This is a genomic window from Peribacillus sp. NPDC097675 (assembly GCF_050277655.1).
Classification (GTDB): domain Bacteria; phylum Bacillota; class Bacilli; order Bacillales; family DSM-1321; genus Peribacillus.
Genome location: NZ_JBNNSK010000003.1, coordinates 295804 through 316031 on the forward strand (window position 1 = coordinate 295804; position 20228 = coordinate 316031).

General features: G+C 40.2%; 19 protein-coding genes. 13 read left to right on the forward strand and 6 right to left on the reverse strand.

The window, feature by feature from the left end; all coding sequences use genetic code 11:
- The first annotated feature begins 51 nt into the window (after positions 1-51).
- Positions 52-711 carry a potassium channel family protein gene (locus ACQKL5_RS06935; protein WP_402968541.1) on the forward strand — a complete coding sequence of 220 codons (660 nt, stop codon included), beginning with the start codon at positions 52-54 and terminating at the stop codon, positions 709-711.
- Positions 712-798: 87 nt separating this feature from the next.
- Here ACQKL5_RS06935 and rnjA read toward each other — a convergent pair whose 3' ends face one another.
- Entirely contained in the window at positions 799-2469 is a 1671-nt protein-coding gene (rnjA, locus tag ACQKL5_RS06940) for a ribonuclease J1 (RefSeq protein ID WP_402968538.1), read from the reverse strand.
- Positions 2470-2472: 3 nt separating this feature from the next.
- Entirely contained in the window at positions 2473-2685 is a 213-nt protein-coding gene (locus ACQKL5_RS06945; RefSeq protein WP_427607446.1) for a DNA-dependent RNA polymerase subunit epsilon, read from the reverse strand.
- Between the two features lie 883 nt (positions 2686-3568).
- On the opposite strand from ACQKL5_RS06945, the gene ACQKL5_RS06950 reads away from it, so the two are divergent.
- Positions 3569-4336, forward strand: coding sequence for a Cof-type HAD-IIB family hydrolase (locus tag ACQKL5_RS06950; protein ID WP_427607448.1), 768 nt, complete (start codon positions 3569-3571; stop codon positions 4334-4336).
- Positions 4337-4402: 66 nt separating this feature from the next.
- On the opposite strand, the gene def is transcribed toward ACQKL5_RS06950, so the two are convergent.
- Both def and ACQKL5_RS06960 read right to left on the reverse strand, forming a co-directional pair.
- Positions 4403-4957 carry a peptide deformylase gene (gene def, locus ACQKL5_RS06955; protein WP_427607450.1) on the reverse strand — a complete coding sequence of 185 codons (555 nt, stop codon included), beginning with the start codon at positions 4955-4957 and terminating at the stop codon, positions 4403-4405.
- A gap of 202 nt (positions 4958-5159) precedes the next feature.
- Complete coding sequence (locus ACQKL5_RS06960; protein ID WP_427607452.1) at positions 5160-5333, reverse strand: YjcZ family sporulation protein; 174 nt, start codon at positions 5331-5333, stop codon at positions 5160-5162.
- A gap of 207 nt (positions 5334-5540) precedes the next feature.
- Here ACQKL5_RS06960 and ACQKL5_RS06965 point away from each other — a divergent pair, with 207 nt between their 5' ends.
- The 7 genes from ACQKL5_RS06965 to ACQKL5_RS06995 all read left to right on the forward strand — a co-directional run bounded on the left by ACQKL5_RS06965 (position 5541) and on the right by ACQKL5_RS06995 (position 13189).
- Positions 5541-6209: a YkyA family protein gene (locus ACQKL5_RS06965; RefSeq protein ID WP_427607454.1), complete on the forward strand. Its 669-nt coding sequence runs from the start codon at positions 5541-5543 to the stop codon at positions 6207-6209.
- A 612-nt stretch (positions 6210-6821) separates the two neighbouring features.
- Positions 6822-7937, forward strand: coding sequence for a pyruvate dehydrogenase (acetyl-transferring) E1 component subunit alpha (gene pdhA / locus ACQKL5_RS06970; protein WP_427607456.1), 1116 nt, complete (start codon positions 6822-6824; stop codon positions 7935-7937).
- A 3-nt stretch (positions 7938-7940) separates the two neighbouring features.
- Positions 7941-8918 carry an alpha-ketoacid dehydrogenase subunit beta gene (locus ACQKL5_RS06975; protein ID WP_427607458.1) on the forward strand — a complete coding sequence of 326 codons (978 nt, stop codon included), beginning with the start codon at positions 7941-7943 and terminating at the stop codon, positions 8916-8918.
- Between the two features lie 120 nt (positions 8919-9038).
- Entirely contained in the window at positions 9039-10400 is a 1362-nt protein-coding gene (locus tag ACQKL5_RS06980; RefSeq protein ID WP_427607459.1) for a dihydrolipoamide acetyltransferase family protein, read from the forward strand.
- Positions 10401-10403: 3 nt separating this feature from the next.
- Positions 10404-11816 (forward strand): dihydrolipoyl dehydrogenase, encoded by a 1413-nt coding sequence (lpdA, locus tag ACQKL5_RS06985; protein ID WP_427607461.1) that lies wholly within the window; start codon positions 10404-10406, stop codon positions 11814-11816.
- A gap of 253 nt (positions 11817-12069) precedes the next feature.
- The gene (locus tag ACQKL5_RS06990) at positions 12070-12318 is read left to right on the forward strand and encodes a hypothetical protein (protein ID WP_427607462.1); all 249 of its coding nucleotides are present in this window, start codon (positions 12070-12072) and stop codon (positions 12316-12318) included.
- A 43-nt stretch (positions 12319-12361) separates the two neighbouring features.
- Positions 12362-13189: a polysaccharide deacetylase family protein gene (locus ACQKL5_RS06995; protein ID WP_427607463.1), complete on the forward strand. Its 828-nt coding sequence runs from the start codon at positions 12362-12364 to the stop codon at positions 13187-13189.
- A 148-nt stretch (positions 13190-13337) separates the two neighbouring features.
- Here ACQKL5_RS06995 and ACQKL5_RS07000 read toward each other — a convergent pair whose 3' ends face one another.
- Together ACQKL5_RS07000 and ACQKL5_RS07005 are read right to left on the reverse strand one after the other, a co-directional pair.
- Positions 13338-13586, reverse strand: coding sequence for a hypothetical protein (locus tag ACQKL5_RS07000; protein WP_427607464.1), 249 nt, complete (start codon positions 13584-13586; stop codon positions 13338-13340).
- 347 nt (positions 13587-13933) lie between these two features.
- Positions 13934-14368, reverse strand: a complete 435-nt coding sequence (locus tag ACQKL5_RS07005) for a DUF1885 family protein (RefSeq protein ID WP_427607465.1) — start codon at positions 14366-14368, stop codon at positions 13934-13936.
- Positions 14369-14696: 328 nt separating this feature from the next.
- Here ACQKL5_RS07005 and hutH point away from each other — a divergent pair, with 328 nt between their 5' ends.
- The 4 genes from hutH to ACQKL5_RS07025 are packed head-to-tail and all read left to right on the forward strand — an operon-like array spanning position 14697 to position 20162.
- The gene (gene hutH, locus ACQKL5_RS07010; protein WP_427607466.1) at positions 14697-16208 is read left to right on the forward strand and encodes a histidine ammonia-lyase; all 1512 of its coding nucleotides are present in this window, start codon (positions 14697-14699) and stop codon (positions 16206-16208) included.
- A gap of 5 nt (positions 16209-16213) precedes the next feature.
- Entirely contained in the window at positions 16214-17881 is a 1668-nt protein-coding gene (gene hutU, locus ACQKL5_RS07015; RefSeq protein ID WP_427607467.1) for a urocanate hydratase, read from the forward strand.
- A complete protein-coding gene (hutI, locus tag ACQKL5_RS07020) occupies positions 17882-19159 on the forward strand; it encodes an imidazolonepropionase (protein ID WP_427607468.1) in 1278 nt (425 codons plus the stop codon).
- The gene (locus tag ACQKL5_RS07025; protein WP_427607470.1) at positions 19152-20162 is read left to right on the forward strand and encodes an agmatinase family protein; all 1011 of its coding nucleotides are present in this window, start codon (positions 19152-19154) and stop codon (positions 20160-20162) included. The genes hutI and ACQKL5_RS07025 overlap by 8 nt, the downstream gene beginning before the upstream one ends.
- Positions 20163-20228: the final 66 nt, after the last annotated feature.

Consider the following 20228-nt stretch of genomic DNA (forward strand, 5'->3'; position numbering starts at 1 on the left):
CATAAGAAATGATATTTCCCTATACCTAAGGGAGATTTTGGAGGGTGTACTGTGAAAAAAGAATTTGCCGTGATAGGACTTGGCCGTTTTGGTGGCAGTATTGTAAGGACGTTGGCAGAAGAAGGCATGGGTGTGCTGGCCATTGATGCCGATGAAGTTCGCGTTAATGAATATGCAAGAATTGCTTCACATGCCATCGTAGGGGATACGACTGATGAAAATGTGCTTAAAAATATCGGTATCCGTAACTTTGAACACGTTATTGTCGCAATCGGGGAAAATATTCAGGCAAGCATTTTAACGACCCTCATGCTCAAAGAACTTGGGGTTACGAATGTTACGGTAAAGGCACAGAATGATTATCACGAAAAGGTGCTCCGGAAAATTGGTGCGGACTTTGTGGTGCATCCGGAACGAGACATGGGAAGACGTATTGCCCATAATATCGGTTCTAATAATATCCTGGACTATTTAGAACTTTCTGATGAACATTCCATTGTGGAAATCGTTGCTAGCCAAAAAATGAACGGTAAATCGATATTCGATCTCGATATCCGGGCCCATTACGGCTTGAATATTGTGGGAATCAAAAGAGAGAATGAGATTAATGTCTCACCACAGGCCAATGATCTAATTCATAAAGGGGATATCTTGATAGTCATTGGTGCTGATTCTGACATAAATCGATTTGAAAAAAAGATTGTGGATTAATGAGAAAGGAGGACCTAATGATCTATAGGTCCTCCTTATATATGTGTCGTAAAGAAAAAACCCAACCATTAGGCTGGGGTTTCTTTATTATTGAACCTCCATGATGATTGGAAGAATCATCGGGCGGCGTTTTGTTTTTTCATATAGGAATGGTGACAAAGTATCTGTAATCTCATTTTTGATTTCGGACCATTGAGTGGTTTTGCGCTCCATCACTTTATTCAAGTGCTTAGTGATAAGGGACTGAGCATCATTGATAAGGTCTCCGGATTCTCTCATGTACACAAACCCTCTTGAAATGATATCCGGACCGGAAGAGATTTTAAATTCTTTCATGTTTATGCTGACAACGACAACAACAAGTCCTTCTTCGGAAAGGATTCTACGATCGCGTAAAACGATGTTTCCGATATCACCGATACCGCTTCCGTCGATATAGACGGAACCTGAAGGGATCTTACCAGCAATCTGTGCTGTGTTTTCACTTAGTGAAAGCACTTCACCATTATCCATGATAAAGCAATTTTCTTCAGGTACACCACAGTCCATTGCATGTCCTGCATGAAGTTTCTGCATACGATACTCACCATGAATAGGCATAAAGAATTTTGGCTTAATTAAACGAAGCATTAACTTTTGCTCTTGCTGACCGCCATGACCTGATGTATGAATATTATTCAATGGACCAGAAATGACATCTGCGCCTGCACGATATAATTGGTTAATGGTTCTAGACACGCTGATCGTATTCCCTGGGATTGGTGATGAAGAGAAAACGACTGTATCTCCAGGTATAATTTGAATCTGACGGTGGGTCCCGTTTGCAATCCTAGAAAGGGCTGCCATCGGTTCACCTTGGCTACCAGTACAAAGGATGGTCACTTTGTTGGCAGGCATACGATTTAATTGCTGTACATCGATAAATGTATCTTTAGGAGCTACGATATAACCAAGCTCTTGACCGATGGCAATAGCTGAATCCATACTACGACCAAAGACGGCAATCTTACGGCCATTTTCGACAGCTGCCTCAACGACTTGCTGAAGACGATGGATGTTCGATGCAAAGGTTGCAAAGATGATTCGACCATCTACTTTACGGAATATGTCTTGAATTGTATCGCCGACGCGACTCTCTGACATCGTAAAGTTTTGCACTTCACTATTCGTACTATCCGAAAGTAAACATAATACGCCTTCTTTACCGATTTCAGCCATTTTGGTCAAGTTGGCCGGTTCTCCTACTGGTGTGAAGTCGAATTTGAAATCACCGGTATGAACAATTTGTCCAGGCGGTGTTTTTACCACAATTCCGTAAGAATCGGGAATGCTGTGAGTCGTACGGAAGAAAGAGACAGAAGTTTTCCGGAATTTGATTACTTCATCTTCCGTGATTTCAATCATGGTTGTTTGGCGCAAAAGACCATGCTCTTCCAGTTTGTTACGAAGTAGCCCAAGTGCTAGCTTGCCACCGTATACAGGAACATTCACTTTTCTCAATAAATAGGGAATACCGCCGATGTGATCTTCATGACCATGAGTGATGAAGACCCCTTTAATTTTATCTACATTTTTCTCTAAATAGCTGTAATCGGGAATCACATAGTCAATTCCTAGAAGTTCGTCTTCCGGAAATTTGATTCCGGCATCGATGACGATGATCTCATCTTGGAATTGAACAGCATATGTGTTCTTGCCGATTTCGCCTAAACCGCCCAGGGCGAATACAGCTGTTTGATCATTTTTCACAAATTTCATAAATTATCCTAGCTCCAATACTTTAAAATCATCACTTTGTTTTTCATATTCCAAGTATGCCCCAGTTACTGGTGCTACCAACTCTACGTTATACGGTTCTTTTTTTAATTTTAAACGAACGTCACGGATGGATTCACCTTCCACATACATCGTTTTAGTATTCTCCCGGATGGGAACCTCTGCTATGGTTACTTGATAGTATACCTTAAAAACCATTTTAATCTCTCCTCACTTGTTTACATTGCTTTTTTTCATTATATATAAAAACAACAATTTTTACATGTTTTTCAACATCATGGAAAAACAAACCCAACTTTCCTTCGGGAAGAGGGTTTTTTATTTAACTTATTATACCAATACATAATAGTATATAAAAATAAATAGCTAATATCGAAACTTCCTCTATTCTATATTCTTTCCGTTTTTACCAAGTGTAAAACCAAACGGATAAAAGATATGTCCCAGAGTAGCCCTTATTATGAATCACATATGAATTTCAAGTATAACCCTTCAATGCATTAGGAAACCGTGTATTACTTTCTGTGTAGGAAACACGGGTAGTGTGAACTTTTATGCAAAGTCAGGATATTATAGTATGTAAATTTAATAATTCGAAGTAGGCTTATATGCACTTTACAACAAGGAAGAAGCCCTCCGCAAGTTTTTGAAGGGCTGTACAAAAAAATCTCGCTTATGGATGACGGCCAAGGGCAAAACGGAAATGGCTATCATGCGATTGATTTTTTTCTTAGAAGATCATTCCATTGTTTTACAAGCTTTTTACGAAGCTTTTTTAACATGGTGATCACACTCCCTTAGTTATTATTGTATAGGATTATTCAATAAAGTAAATACGTCTTTGCAGGTAAAAGACGTATTTATGAAAAAAAGCCTCTGATTCAACTCGAATGTTTGACTACCTTTGGAGGATGGGATGAGGGGATTAATGTACATATAATAATATATGCTAAAACGCATATAAAAAACCTGGTTATATATGGTGTTGTACAGATGAGTTACTTGACTTATTTTGATGACAATTATTAAATGGGTACATATTAAAAATAGGGAAACTCAATGAATGGGAAGTGAAGAGTAAGTGAAAATCGTATTCTTTGATATTGATGGAACGTTGCTTGATCATGATAAAAAATTACCGGCATCAACAAAAAAAGCAGTGAAGCAACTGCAGGAAAGTGGAGTCTTCGTAGCCATTGCCACTGGACGGGCTCCCTTCATGTTTGAAGATTTAAGAGAGGAACTAGGGATAGATACTTTTGTAAGTTTTAATGGCCAATATGTAGTATTCGAGGGCAAGGTCATCTATAAGAATCCTTTGGATCAGTCTGAAGTGAGACGGCTGCATATGGCTGCCGACAAAAGTGGATTACCTATCGTATTTATGAATGAGGAAAGAATGCTTTCTAGTGTGCCTTATCATAATCGAATTGAAGAAGCTTTAAGCAGTTTGAAATTCCCACATCCTGAGCATCAGGCCGATTTTTATGAAAACAATGACATCTATCAAGCCTTATTGTTTTGTTCAGAGGAAGAAGAAGGGGAGTACGTGGGCAAATATGATAAATTTAATTTTATTAGATGGCATACGTATTCGACGGACGTTTTACCTTCTGGAGGATCAAAGGCGGAGGGCATAAAGATATTGATGGATAAAGTTGGTTTTGGTCTAGAGGATGTATACGCATTTGGGGACGGTTTAAATGACATAGAAATGTTAAAAGCGGTGGGATATGGAGTGGCTATGGGCAACGCGGGTCAGCTTGTCAAGCAGGAAGCCGACTTCGTGACGACGGATGTCGATAAAGACGGCATACTTCATGGATTAAAGGAACTTGAATTAATTTAAGCACAGCATCAAATGCCCCCTTCAATATTAATTGGTGGGGGCATTTGATGTCTATTGGACTGAATTTCACCTTTCTATCGGAATGTAATGTTCCGGTATGTTGAAAGGATCTTCTGCATTGATATGATCATAAAACATAATTCCATTCAAATGATCGATTTCATGTTGAAAGCAAATGGCGGCAATGCCTTTTAAACGGAGTTGTACCACTTCACCTTCTAGGTTCGTACCCGATACTTTTATGCGGGCATAGCGGGGTACATAACCTGAAACGGCCCGATTAACGGAAAGGCAGCCTTCACCAGCAGTTAGGTAGGACATTTCCAGGGAATGGCTTACGAGTTTAGGGTTGAAAAGAGCGTGACTAACTATGTCACCTTTTTCGTTTTTAAGATGAACGGCTATCATCCGTTTGGATATATTAACCTGCGGTGCGGCCAACCCGATTCCGGCCCTTAAACCATATTGAGCAGCAATTTCCGAATCCTGGCTGTTGCGGACGTAGTCCATCAAGTCGTTTAAAATCTGCTTATCCTCATCGGAAGCAGGCAATATGACTTCCTCAGCCACTTTTCTTAAAACGGGATTGTCTTCTTTAACAAAATCATCCATTGTAAACAAGTTCTTTCACCCCATCATAGTTCATAATAATATGTATGGAATTATTTTAACAAATATATTCTCAAAAGTTAATAAGAGAGAAAATGATAGGGAAGAAACAACTGTCCCTATCATGGTATTTTTTTAATTTTTTATTTTGAAATTCGTAAATAAGGGTAATTATATAATATTTTTGGGTAAAGGGATGATAGTGGTTATCTCTTTAGCATAAGCAAGCGCCGACAATGACAAGTAGGATGAATAGGACTACGATTAAAGCGAAGCCGCTGCCAAAACCACAACCGCCGCCTCCTCCTCCGCATTGTCCCCCATAGCCATAGCTTGGTGCAGCGGAAACCGGATAACAACAATCTTGGGTGTAACCTCCATAATACATAATTTATACCTCCGTTTTATATTTTGGGTTTCAACCATCCTGATTAGAAACGGTTTAATACAGCCTATGCGGTATGGTTTAAAGCGTGTAGGCTCTAACCCAAACTTGAAAAAAATCCTGTTTTAATAGGGGATGTGCGTGTTTTGGATGCGGCAATCCAGATAGTGAAAATCATCCATGTAGGAAGATCAGAGGGAGTTGTTATTAGTGTTGAAGCATTATCGTCTATATGTTGTTTTGTTATTTTCTGTAGTCATGATGACCGGCTGTTTAAATAGTGGGTCTCCGGAAGGGCATATTGATAAAATTCTTGATAAAACAAGTGAGAAAGAACGTGACTTCGCGGAAAATCAAGAACCACTTAATAAATTGGAAGTGGAAGAAAAAGAAATATATGAAAAAACCATCAAACTTGGGATGAAGGAGTATGACAAAATCGTTGAACTTTCCGATGAAGCCTTGAAAAACATTGATAAACGGGAAGCGTTAATAGAGAAAGAGCAGGAAAGTATGGAGGCTTCAGAAAAACAATTCAATAAAATGGAGGGGGAAACTGAAAAAATCGAGAATCAAAAGGTGCAAAAAGAAGCAGTGAAAATGGAAAAAACAATGAGTGACCGATATAGATCATATGAGGAATTATATGAAGCCTATCAACAAAGCTTAGCGAATGATAGGGAACTGTATGAACTATTCAAAAAAAAGGATTTGAAAATGGATGAACTTCAAATTCAAGTCGACAAAATTAACAAGTCTTATGCAAAAGTAGTGAAGGCAAATGAGAAATTCAATGAAATCACCAAAAAATATAATCAAGAAAAAGAAAGTTTTTATGAAACTGCGGGCATAAAAGAAACGGAGACAGACAAAAAATAAAGAGTGTGGAATGGGCTATGAGCATCACTCATAGCCCATTGTTTTTGTTTTGAAAATTAAATATTTCAGACTTTTTCGTTTAATTGTTATGAACTGTACTAAAAAAAAATAAAATTAGAAATTCTAACAGTTTCATGGGTATGAAAGCGTTTGAAATTTTATTGAAATACTATTCAAAAGTTAGAAATCCCTTTAAATAAAGCTAAAAATTGCATCTATAGGAAGTGGAGTGTAAGGGAAATACTATACTTTAGCATCTTAAAAATGCTGAAAGGGGAGAAGTTTGTAGTACAGATATAATTTAAAAACTATAACAGAGGTTGGTTTTGTGGAAAATTAAGTATATTAAAATCTAAATGTAAGGAAGTATAGGTGATTGACTTGAAGTTAATACATCTTGTAAACTGAAATTGCCAAAGTTCTTGTATCATATTTCTTGATTATTTTATTGGTACAGCATAAGATTAAGACATAAACACCAACCCCCGTGTTTGAGAGATTAGACTTAAGGGGAAAATAAAACAATGTGTTCTTGAAGAGACTATAAGACAAATCATTTTGCTTTATAGAATAATAATTACTAACCTTTTTAATGAAAGGATGAGGTGCCAAATGGCTCAAAAAACTAAACAGCCTAAATTTAATGTTCAAGATCAGCTGAAAAAGGTTGAAGAACAATTTGAAATGTTCCAAATCTTAAATGAAGAGGGAGAAGTCGTGAATGAAGCGGCGATGCCTGATTTAAGTAACGAACAACTACAGGAATTAATGCGTCGTATGGTTTATACAAGAATATTGGATCAACGTTCGATCTCTCTTAATAGACAAGGTAGATTGGGCTTTTATGCACCGACTGCAGGGCAGGAAGCCTCTCAAATCGCTTCCCAATATGCCTTGGAAAAAGAAGATTTCATTCTTCCTGGATATCGTGATGTCCCACAAATCGTCTGGCATGGCCTGCCACTTTGGCAAGCATTCTTATTCTCAAGAGGACATTTTAAAGGAAATCAAATTCCAGAAGATGTGAATGTCATTTCACCACAAATCATTATCGGTGCTCAATACATTCAAGCTGCTGGTGTAGCGCTCGGTCTGAAGAAACGCGGTAAAAAAGCAGTCGCTATTACATATACAGGTGATGGCGGAACTTCACAAGGTGATTTCTATGAAGGAATCAACTTTGCTGGAGCCTTTAAAGCGCCAGCCATTTTCATTGTTCAAAATAACAGGTTCGCTATCTCTACACCGGTAGATAAGCAATCTGCGGCGAAGACTTTGGCACAAAAAGGTGTAGCAGCTGGTATTCCTGGAATTCAAGTAGATGGAATGGATGCATTAGCGGTTTACACAGCTGTAAAAGAAGCTCGTGAGCGCGCAATTAATGGTGAAGGCCCAACATTGATTGAAACGTTGACTTATCGCTATGGTCCACACACAATGGCTGGTGATGATCCGACCCGTTATCGGACAAGTGATTTGGATAATGAGTGGGAACAAAAGGATCCATTGGTTCGACTTCGTAAGTTCTTGGAAAGTAAAGATCTTTGGAATGAAGAATTAGAGAATGAAACTATAGATAAAGCAAAAGAAGATATTAAAGAAGCAATCAAAAAGGCTGATGCAGAACCTAAGCAAACAGTGACAGACCTTATTTCAATCATGTTTGAAGAAATGCCAAACAACTTAAAAGAACAATATGAAATTTATAAAGAAAAGGAGTCGAAGTAAACCATGGCTCAATTGACTATGATCCAAGCAATTACAGACGCATTACGTACGGAACTTAAAAACGATGAGAATGTACTCGTTTTTGGAGAAGATGTCGGTAATAATGGAGGAGTTTTCCGTGCAACGGAAAACCTTCAAAAAGAGTTCGGTGAAGAGCGTGTATTCGATACACCCCTTGCTGAATCAGGAATCGGCGGATTGACAGTTGGTCTTTCCTTGCAAGGTTTCCGTCCAGTACCTGAAATTCAATTCTTTGGATTTATTTATGAAGTAATGGATTCAGTCAGCGGACAGCTTGCTCGTATGCGCTATCGTTCAGGCGGTCGCTATAATGCACCTGTTACCATCCGCTCTCCATTTGGTGGTGGAGTTCATACTCCTGAAATGCATGCAGATAGTCTTGAAGGTTTAATGGCCCAACAACCAGGGTTAAAGGTAGTTATCCCTTCCACTCCTTATGATGCAAAAGGATTGTTGATATCTGCAATTAGAGACAATGACCCTGTCATATTCCTTGAACACATGAAATTATATCGTTCTTTCCGTCAGGAAGTTCCTGAAGAAGAGTACACGATTCCATTGGGCAAGGCAGATGTAAAACGAGAAGGAACGGACTTATCCATTATTACTTACGGTGCGATGGTGCAAGAATCCATCAAAGCTGCGGAAGAATTGGCTAAGGAAGGCCATTCGGTAGAAGTGGTCGACTTGCGTACGGTTTCTCCATTAGATATTGATACGATTATTGGTTCAGTAGAGAAAACGGGACGGGCTATCGTCGTTCAAGAAGCCCAAAAGCAAGCCGGTGTTGCAGCGAATGTTGTAGCGGAAATTAATGACCGTGCTATTTTAAGCCTTGATGCACCAGTTTTACGCGTCACAGCTGCCGATACAATCTTCCCATTTTCTCAAGCAGAAACAGTTTGGCTGCCTAATTATAAAGATATTATGGAAACAGCGACTAAAGTCTTGAAATTCTAATAGTTTCTTAAGGCAAAAATGAAAAATAGGGCTTTACATGGCCTTTTTATAAGTAGAAATACATGACAAAGGGCTTTATTCAAAGCCCTAAGTATGATTTAATATAGGAGGTTGAATTCAGTGGCATTCCAATTTAGACTCCCTGATATCGGAGAAGGTATACACGAAGGTGAAATAGTAAAATGGTTTATTAAACCAGGAGACAAAATTCAAGAAGATGACGTACTATGTGAAGTTCAGAACGATAAAGCCGTAGTAGAAATTCCATCACCAGTCGAAGGTACTGTTGAAGAAATTCTTGTTCAAGAAGGAACAGTTGCTGTAGTCGGAGATGTACTTGTCACTTTTGATGCTCCTGGATATGAAGATCTTCAGTTTAAAGGGGATCATGGGGAAGAAGCGAAAACAGAAGGTAAGAAAGATACGGAAGCCCAAGTTCAAGCTACTGCTGAAAGTGGACAGGAAGTTAAGAAAGAAACTGCTCCAGCTCAGGAGAAAAGTGGAGAAACGGGCGCAGGATCTCAACCACAGGTGGAAGCAGACCCTTCACGACGTATCATTGCCATGCCTTCTGTCAGAAAGTATGCACGAGAACAAGGGGTAAATATTCGCGAGATTACTGGCTCAGGAGATAATGGCCGTATCATGAAAGACGATATTGATGCTTTCAAAAACGGTACAGTTGCTTCCGAAGAACCGGCTCGTCAAAGTGATAATGCTTCACAACAAATGGAATCGGATAGCTCAGATAATAAAAAAGTGACGATTCCTGAAGGGCAATACCCTGAAACACGCGAGAAAATGAGTGGCATGAGAAAAGCTATTGCCAAGGCAATGGTTAAATCGAAACAGACAGCTCCACATGTAACATTAATGGACGAAGTTGATGTGACGTTACTTGTTGATCATCGTAAAAAATTCAAGAATATTGCTGCAGAAAAAGGAATCAAGCTTACATTCCTACCTTATGTTGTAAAAGCATTAACAAGTGCATTACGTGAATTCCCAATGCTTAATACATCATTTGATGATGAGACAAGTGAGATTGTCCATAAACACTATTACAATATTGGAATTGCAGCAGATACAGATAAAGGACTGCTCGTTCCAGTTGTAAAAGATGCAGATCGAAAATCAACTTTTGCTATTTCACAAGAAATTAACGAATTAGCTGCAAAAGCTCGTGACGGTAAATTGGCATCTAATGAAATGAAAGGTGCTTCATGCTCTATCACGAATATCGGTTCCGCAGGCGGTCAATGGTTCACACCTGTAATCAATCATCCAGAAGTTGCCATTCTAGGGATTGGACGAATTGCAGAAAAAGCAATTGTTCGCGACGGGGAAATAATCGCCGCTCCAGTTCTGGCATTATCACTTAGCTTTGATCACCGTATTATTGACGGGGCCACTGCTCAGCATGCTTTGAATCACATCAAAAAGTTATTGAACGACCCAGAATTATTGTTAATGGAGGCGTAAACAATGGTAGTAGGAGATTTTCCGATCGAAACAGATACATTAGTAATAGGTTCAGGACCTGGGGGGTATGTTGCGGCAATTCGCGCAGCACAGCTTGGACAAAAAGTAACAGTGGTTGAAAAAGGATCAATCGGCGGAGTTTGTTTGAACGTAGGTTGTATCCCTTCTAAAGCTTTAATTTCAGCAGGACACCGTTTCCATAACGCTTTGCATTCAGAAGATATGGGGATCTTTGCAGAGAAGGTTTCCGTGGACTTTTCTAAAGTGCAAGCTTGGAAACAATCTGTTGTAAACAAATTAACGGGCGGTGTAAGCAGCCTCTTAAAAGGAAATAAAGTTGAGGTCGTGTCAGGAGAAGCTTATTTCGTAGATGAAAATAGTATCCGTGTCATGAATGAAGACTCAGCTCAAACATATACATTTAAAAATGCAATCATCGCAACTGGTTCTACACCAATCGAGATTCCATCATTTAAATATACGAAACGTGTACTTAATTCTACTGGTGTTCTTGCTTTGGATGAATTGCCAAGTTCGATCGTTGTTATCGGTGGAGGTTACATTGGAACTGAGCTTAGTGGAGCGTTGGCTAGCTTCGGAACTAAAGTAACGATCCTTGAAGGTACGGAAGAAATTCTTTCCGCTGGCTTTGAGAAACAAATGGCAGCCCTAGTTAAAAAGAACCTTAAAAACAAAGGTGCCGAAATTGTTACAAAAGCTCTTGCTAAAGGCGTGGAAGAAACAGAAACAGGCGTTACCGTTACTTATGAAGTTAAAGGCGAAGAGAAAAAAGTCGAAGCTGATTACGTTTTAGTAACAGTAGGTCGCCGTCCGAACACTTCTGAAATCGGTCTTGAACAAGTCGGCATCAAAATGACTGATAGAGGCTTGATCGAAATCGATAAGCAATGTCGCACTAATGTGAAAAACATATATGCGATTGGTGACATCGTTTCTGGACCTCAATTAGCACATAAAGCTTCTTATGAAGGAAAAATCGCTGCAGAAGCTATTGCTGGTGAGACTTCTGAAATCGATTATCTTGCAATTCCGGCTGTTGCATTCACTGAACCGGAACTTGCATCTGTAGGATATAACGAAAAAGATGCGAAAGAAGCAGGAATCGAAGCACTTGCATCTAAATTCCCATTCGCTGCAAATGGTCGTGCGCTTTCATTGAACAGTACGGACGGATTTGTGAAGCTTATCACTCGCAAAGAGGACGGATTGGTTATTGGAGCACAAATCGCAGGACCAAATGCTTCTGATATGATTGCTGAACTTGGTTTGGCAATTGAAGCAGGTATGACTGCTGAAGATATCGCGATGACAATTCATGCGCATCCAACTTTAGGTGAAATTACAATGGAAGCTGCTGAAGTAGCCCTTGGAACTCCTATCCATATCATTAAATAATTTGTTTTTAAAAAAGCACACTTCCCAAATCTGGGAGAGTGTGCTTTTTTCTTTACAAAAATATGATAGTTAAATCGAAAATTTTTAATGAAATGTGAAAAACGGCATATGTTATAAAGAGGGACTTACTTTTTTCTTAGAAAAAGGTTTGAAACATGCCAAATAGGATAAAAAATAGCAAGAGCTGCGTGACTTGAGAACAAGCTTGTCGAGAATAAGGTAAGCGACTGTTCATTTTAATGGGGTGGATTACATGAAAGATTATTTTGTCATCCTTTTTCAACTAATCGTTTGGAGTGGATATACAGTAGTAGAATGGCTTTCTGTAAATGATCGTTTTGTTTTTAAAGTATTTATGTTTTTGGTCTTTTCTTATTTAGCCATTTATATCGGAAAAATGATACTGAAATCCAATAAGAGGACACTGCTGGTCACTGTAATTAGTCTACTCTGCTATGGTGTATTGCAAATCCTTTTAGAAACGTTAGTACCTGTTTATTGAATGATAACGTAGCTCCAATGCCACATACACCAATGGAGGAACTATGTTTAACAAAACTTTATGTGTGTTTGCGATGATTTCATTCTTATTAATGGGGTGCAATGATTCCGATATAGACACTGCCAAAAGGAGCGTTGAAACGACCAGCGCCATTCAAGGCGAACAAACGGAAGAGCAAAATGAAAAGGTAGAGACCAAAAATGAAAATGAGAAAGTAGAAGAAGCCGATGTTCCAGCACAGTATCGCTTGAATAAAGCGAATGGGTCTTTTGAGCCTATAGAGGATGCTGATCCGAAGGTCGTTCTGTTGACGTTTGATGATGCACCCGATAAATACTCACTTGATATTGCTAAAACACTTCATAGGCTTCATGTGCCAGCCATATTTTTCGTGAATGGGCATTTTTTTGAAACCGATGATGAAAAGAAAAAAACATTAAAAAAGATTCATGATATGGGTTTTTTTATCGGAAACCATACATATTCTCACGTTAACTTGAAAGAACAGACGGAAGAATCGCAAAAAAAAGAAATTGTAAAATTGAATGACTTAGTCGAGGAAACCGTTGGAGAACGCCCTAAATTTATCAGGGCACCTTTTGGAGCTAATACTGATTACTCAAAAGAAATGGCTGAAAAAGAAAAAATGCTAGTTATGAACTGGACCTATGGGTATGACTGGGAAAAAGAATACCAAAACAAAAAAGCTCTAACCAATATCATGTTAAATAGCGAGTACTTAACGAATGGCGCCAATTTATTGATGCATGATCGGAAATGGACAAGTGAGGCGATTGAGGATATTGTAATAGGTTTTCAAAAGAAAGGTTATAAGTTTCTTGATCCTAGATTAATAGAAACTCCTAAATAAGAAAGCTATTTCATAGGTGAACTTGTAAATACACTTGGACTATATGAGCAGCCTTACCCCCATTTATATTTCATTATAAAAGGCATCCGGATGGAATCATTCCGAATGCCTTTTTGAAACTGAAATCAATATATGCAGACTGTGCTTTTCATAATATCTTCTTTGCTTGCCTATAGCTGTCTACCATCGCCAATATTATTACGATAGGGGCAAGGATAAATCCTATGGAAACAAAAGCAAGTAGGCAAGAGACTAGATAAGCTATAGCAAAATAAATAGCTCTTTTAAATAACTTTCTGTCTCTTGATGACCATTCCCAACTAGGGTGTAAACTTAGGAATAAATGTCCTCCACCAGGAACCCAAAAAGATATAATAAGCGTAATTAATATTTTCAAGCCAATTCCTCCTAATAATACAACACATACAAATACCAACATTAAATTAAATCGCTTAATAGGTCAATAATCATGACTCAAATAATTGTAAACAAAAGAAAAAGCCCTCATGGAAAATGCTTACGAGGGGCTTTCGTTGATAATGCTCATAATTACTGTCTATATGAAGAAGTTTGACCAAATAATTAATAATGATACGTTAAAATGCCGTCTAACGTAAAAGTTCTTGTACAAATCTGTCTTTAGGTTTTGTTCTGATTGTTAATGCGTTTTTTCTCCAAAAATTAAGTTGATATGGATTGGTAAAGAAAGAATTTCTTAAGGTGAATTAGCTGAATGATGTTTTTTTATTTTCTGGGATAATAATACATGACACGTTTATTAAAGAGGTGAAGTTGGCCTTGTAATTTTTTTGCGAGGAATTTACAAAGTTCATTTGCCTTCCCTTTGTCGCCGAATGTTGCGGATTCAGGAAGGGTAAATTGGATATAAGATTGCATTCGTTCCATGCCCTGTTCATCTTGAACGATTTCCTGGTCAACCCCAATTAAGATCATATGATAACGGTCGTCGTTGGATTGTAAATAAATCATTTTATCTTTCATTTTATCAGGTTCTTTCATGTCATATGGAAAGGCTTTTTTATCATAGTCCCAATCCAGCTGTTTTCCCGTCTTTGAGGTGACCATTTGATAATAGGCGAGTAGCTCCTTCACATCCTCTATCGTTATATTAGTTTTCACGGACGCTGGGACTAGTTTAATATAGGCGTTCTCAATCACATTGTTCGGCCTCCTTTTCCTTCGTATTCCCCTTATATATTAACATTATTTGGATGGTTGATATACTCATCTATATGTAATTGGTTGGGAATCATTCCTTCAGCACATTTCCGAGTCAAGTTTACAATACTTTTGGTAAAATGTGTAAAAAGTTAGTTGACAAACAGCTTTTTTTATTTGTAGAATTTAAAAAACTAATACTCTGTGAGGAGTGAAATGAACATGATTATACACTGTAATGAGTCAATTCATTTGCTGCAAAAAAAGGGGCTGTATCGCTTTATTTAAAGTGATACAGCCCCTTTACTATGTTAAAGGGGTGTAGGGTATGATTCTTACAGGTGAAGATTTAACGTTACATCTTTCTAAAAAGGTCATATTTGAGAAAGAAAAGGTCACCCTCTCCCAAGATGCTCTGGAAAAAGTATTGAAAAGTAGAAAAGTAGTGGAAAAAATGGTCTTGGAAAAACGGACAGTGTATGGAATCACGACTGGGTTTGGGAAATTCAGTGATGTATATATTGATACCGAAGATGTAAAAGAACTGCAATATAATCTAATTCACTCACATGCCTGTGGAGTCGGGAGCCCATTTCCTGAAAGTGTTTCCAGAGCAATGATATTACTTCGGGCCAATGCTCTGGCTAAGGGGTTTTCTGGTGTAAGGGTTGAGGTCATCTCAAGTTTATTGGCACTTTTAAATGCAGAAATACATCCTGTTATCCCGCAACAGGGATCTCTCGGAGCAAGCGGGGACTTAGCACCTTTATCGCATTTAGCACTAGTGTTAGTGGGCGAGGGAGAGGTCGTTTACCGGGGAAAACAGATGGAAGCTTCCGATGCCATGAGACAGGAAGGGATTTCACCCATCCAGCTCGAGGCCAAAGAAGGCCTGGCTCTTATTAACGGTACGCAAGCGATGACGGCGATGGGGGTGGTAGCCCTACTAGAAGCGGAAAAAATCGGATGGTTATCAGAGGCGATTGCTGCCATGACTGTCGAGGCTTTAAATGGCATCATAGACACGTTTGATGAGAGGGTCCACCTAGCAAGAGCGTACCCAGAACAGATTGATGTTGCCAAAAGAATGAGAAGTTGGCTCGAGGGAAGCGGGCTTACCACTCGGCAAGGGGAAATCAGGGTGCAAGATGCGTACTCGCTTCGGTGTATCCCTCAAGTCCTTGGAGCCTCCTGGCAGGTTATTGGATATGTAAAAGAAAAGCTGGAAATTGAAATGAATGCGGCCACTGATAATCCACTTATTTTTGATGAGGGTGAACAGGTGATTTCAGGGGGGAACTTTCATGGACAGCCGATTGCTTTTGCCATGGATTTCTTGAAGTTGGGTATGGCGGAAGTAGCTAATATATCGGAAAGAAGGATTGAACGCCTTGTTAATCCACAATTGAATGATTTACCGCCTTTTTTAAGTGCCAGACCTGGACTGCAATCCGGTGCGATGATCATGCAATATTGTGCAGCTTCACTTGTCTCCGAAAATAAGACTCTAGCTCATCCTGCAAGTGTCGACTCCATTCCCTCTTCTGCAAATCAAGAGGATCATGTGAGCATGGGAACCATTGCTGCTAGACATGCTTATGAAATAATACAAAATACTTGGAGGGTGTTGGCAATAGAATGTATTACGGCAATGCAGGGCGTTGAGTACAGAGGAACTGAACATATGAGTCCACGAACCTTTCAATTTTTTGAAAAAGCAAGGGAAATCGTTCCAAGTATTAAGTCGGACAGATTGTTTTCCACTGATATTGAAGCCTGTACTTCTTGGTTGAAAAATTATGACTGTACGGATTTTTTTGAAAGAGATAATAAGGAGTGAAGTAAATGGTGGCTAAGGGGTATAGGGAAATCGTCAATTATAAAGGTTCTACGCTACATGCAAAAGGCTGGATTCAGGAAGCGGCGATTAGGATGTTGATGAACAATCTGGATCCTCAAGTAGCCGAGAATCCTGGAGAACTTGTTGTATACGGGGGGATTGGCAAGGCGGCACGAAACTGGGAAAGCTATGACACTATCATGAAGACTCTACATGAATTGGAATCATGCGAGACCTTATTGATTCAATCTGGAAAACCTGTGGCCGTTTTCAAGACACATCCTGATGCGCCTCGAATTTTGCTAGCCAATTCCAACCTAGTTCCGGCCTGGGCCAACTGGAATCACTTTCATGAACTCGACAGAAAAGGATTGATGATGTACGGACAAATGACAGCCGGTAGCTGGATTTATATCGGCAGCCAGGGAATCATTCAGGGAACGTACGAAACATTTTCCGAACTGGCCAGGCAACATTTCCAAGGGTCATTAAAACAGACCATCACCTTGACATCCGGCCTTGGTGGAATGGGAGGAGCCCAACCGTTAGCGGTTACCATGAACCATGGGGTCTGTCTCGCCATTGAAGTAGATGAAGCTAAAATCGACAGGCGAATACAAAGCGGCTATCTAGATCGAAAAACAGCTGACATCGACGAGGCGATTGCCATTGTAAAAAAAGCGAAGCAGGGTGGTGAATCATTGTCCATTGGTCTGCTCGGTAATGCAGCTGACATTTTACCTCTTATGATTGAACGTGGTTTCATCCCCGATATTTTAACGGATCAAACATCTGCCCATGATCCGTTACATGGCTACATCCCTACAGGAATGACAGTTGCACAAGCTGAATGGTTACGAAAAGAGAAACCGAAGGCTTATGTATCCCTCTCTAAACAAACGATAGCAAGCCACGTAAGATCCATGCTGATCATGCAGGAGAAGGGAGCCATCACCTTTGATTATGGAAACAACATCCGTCAGGTGGCTAAAGATGAGGGCGTCGAAAATGCCTTTAGTTTTCCAGGGTTCGTTCCTGCTTTTATTCGCCCGCTTTTTTGCGAAGGTAAGGGACCGTTCAGGTGGGCTGCCCTATCAGGTGACCCTGATGACATTTATAAAATTGACGCAGTATTGCTCGAGGAATTCAAAGGAGATCGAAATCTTTGCAACTGGATAAAGCTTGCTCAGGAGAAAATTCAGTTCCAAGGCCTTCCTGCCCGAATTTGTTGGTTGGGCTATGGTGATAGGGCCCGGTTAGGAAAAATCATTAATAAAATGGTCGGAGATGGCGAATTGAAGGCACCGATTGTCATAGGAAGAGATCATTTAGATGCAGGTTCGGTTGCCTCCCCTAACCGTGAGACGGAAGCGATGAAAGACGGCAGTGATGCTGTTGCCGATTGGCCAATCTTAAATGCCATGATCAATGCTGTCGGCGGAGCAAGCTGGGTTTCGGTTCATCATGGCGGCGGCGTAGGGATGGGCTATTCAATACATGCTGGTATGGTAATAGTCGCAGATGGCACAAAAGAAGCGGAAGCAAGACTAGAACGGGTACTCACAACAGATCCTGGGATGGGCGTAGTAAGGCATGCGGATGCAGGTTACGAACTGGCAATCGCGACAGCTAAAGAAAAGGGAATTCATATGCCAATGATGGGAGAGGAATAGATGAGTAGACCCCTTTTTATAAAAAATGCCTCCCAGTTAGTTACGCTTGGCGGTAATGCAAAAACCCCCCGGATTAAAGCAGACATGTCGGACTTGCGGATCATTGAAAATGGGGGCGTCTGGCTTGAAGAGGGAGTCGTGCAGGCAGTAGGAAAAACGAGTGATTTACTTGAAAAATACACAGATCGGTTGTCCCAAGCAGATACCGTTGATGCCTCAGGCCTTTTGGTTACACCTGGATTGGTGGATCCGCATACCCACTTAGTGTTTGCAGGGAGCAGGGAAACAGAATTTAACCAACGCTTAGAAGGGGCCACTTACATGGATATCATGAATCAAGGTGGGGGCATATATGCGACGACAGAGGCTGTAAAGCAAGCCAGCCACTCGCAGTTGTTTCAAGAGAGCTGGGAGAGGTTGAATGGTTTTCTTTTACATGGAGTGACCACAGTGGAGGCGAAAAGCGGCTACGGCCTGGACTGGAACACGGAGCGAAAACAACTTGAAGTGGCAAAGGAGCTTCATGAAAAACATCCGATTGATGTTGTTTCAACCTTCATGGGTGCCCACGCCGTCCCGCTACATTTTAAAGAAAACCCCGAAGGCTTTGTTGATTTAATCATTAAAGAAATGATTCCTGCGGTTGCACAAAATAAATTAGCCGAGTTTAATGATGTATTTTGCGAAAAAGGTGTATTTACACCAGAACAAGCAAAAAAAATATTGGAGGCGGGAAAGAAGTTCGGGCTGCAGGCAAAAATTCATGCGGATGAAATTGAGCCGTATGAAGGAGCGGAACTAGCCTCGGAAATAGGAGCCATTTCCGCAGATCATTTGCTTGAAGCATCGGATAATGGAATGAAGAAAATGGCGGCAGCAGGAGTAGTCGCCGTTTTACTGCCAGGGACAGCTTACTTTTTAATGAAAAAGTTTGCCGATGCAAGAAAGATGATTGATTTAGGCATACCGGTCGCCCTTTCTACCGATTGCAACCCGGGGTCCTCGCCGACGGTGTCTCTGCCTTTCATGATGAATCTTGCCTGCATGAACATGGGGATGAGTCCAGCTGAAGCTATAACGGCCGCCACGATAAATGCTGCTCATGCCATCGACCGTTCAAAGGAAATCGGGAGTATCGAAGTGGGAAAAAGAGCGGACATCACGATTTTTGACGTAGATCATTTCGCGAAACTTCAATACTATTATGGGGTCAATCATACACATACCGTCATTAAAAAAGGCAAAATCGTCGTGAGAGGGGGAACACTTGTTGAATGACCTGCATCTACAACCAGCTACTTTCACATGGAGGAAGGAGATGCCCCTTGCTGATCATCCAGCTAAGGTCCACCAATGGATACGGACTATCAATGAACTGAAATCAGTGGAAGAAAGAGAGAAACCTGATTGTGTCTTTTTTGGGGCTCCACTATCAAGGTCATCAATCAGTCCATCAGGAGCATCTGAGTTTCCCGAATACTTCCGGCGTTCATGGAAGGGTTTTTCTACCTATAATATGGATTATGATCTGGATTTCTCAGGCATGCAGGTTTGGGATATAGGTGACATAGCCATGCATGGAACCGACATCAATCTTTGTCATCGGTTTATTAGGGAAACATCCAATGCTGTTCACAATCATTTCCGGGATTCCTTGATAGGGGGAATTGGTGGTGATCATTCTACGACTGCCATGCTAGTGAAAGGGATGAAAGAAATCTATCCTGATAAAAAAATTGGTATTTTACAATTCGATACCCATTTTGATTTACGCGACCCGTCAGAGCAAGGTCCTTCCAATGGTACCCCCATGCGTCAGTTAATTGAAGCGGGTACTGTCGAAGGGAAGCATATCCATAATATAGGCTTGCATGGATTTTATAACACCAAGGAATTATGCGATTATGCCAAAAAGAAAGGGGTCCGGTATGTCCCTTTACGCCTTGCTCGGAAGTATGGCCTTGAACAGGTGGTAAGCGAAATATTAAATACTCTAGAAAATGAAGTGGATATGATTTATGTGACAATAGATATGGATGTGCTCGATATGACATATGCCCCTGGTGTTCCGGCCGCAACGTCAGGTGGAATGCGCCCGGAAGAATTGCTGGAAGCTGTATTCCTAGCCGGAAGTCATAAGAAGGTGAAAGCCTTTGATATCGTTTGTTTGGACCCACTTCGGGATACGATTAGACAGACTACGGTTCAGATTGGTACATCTGTTTTTCTAACTATGATATGTGGTCTTCTATCCAGGGGGAATAATAACGATTCAGGGTAGTAATCTTATAGCTTAATTAAGAGGCAGAGTACGAAAAAAACCATTGGAAAATTTTATATATGTCAT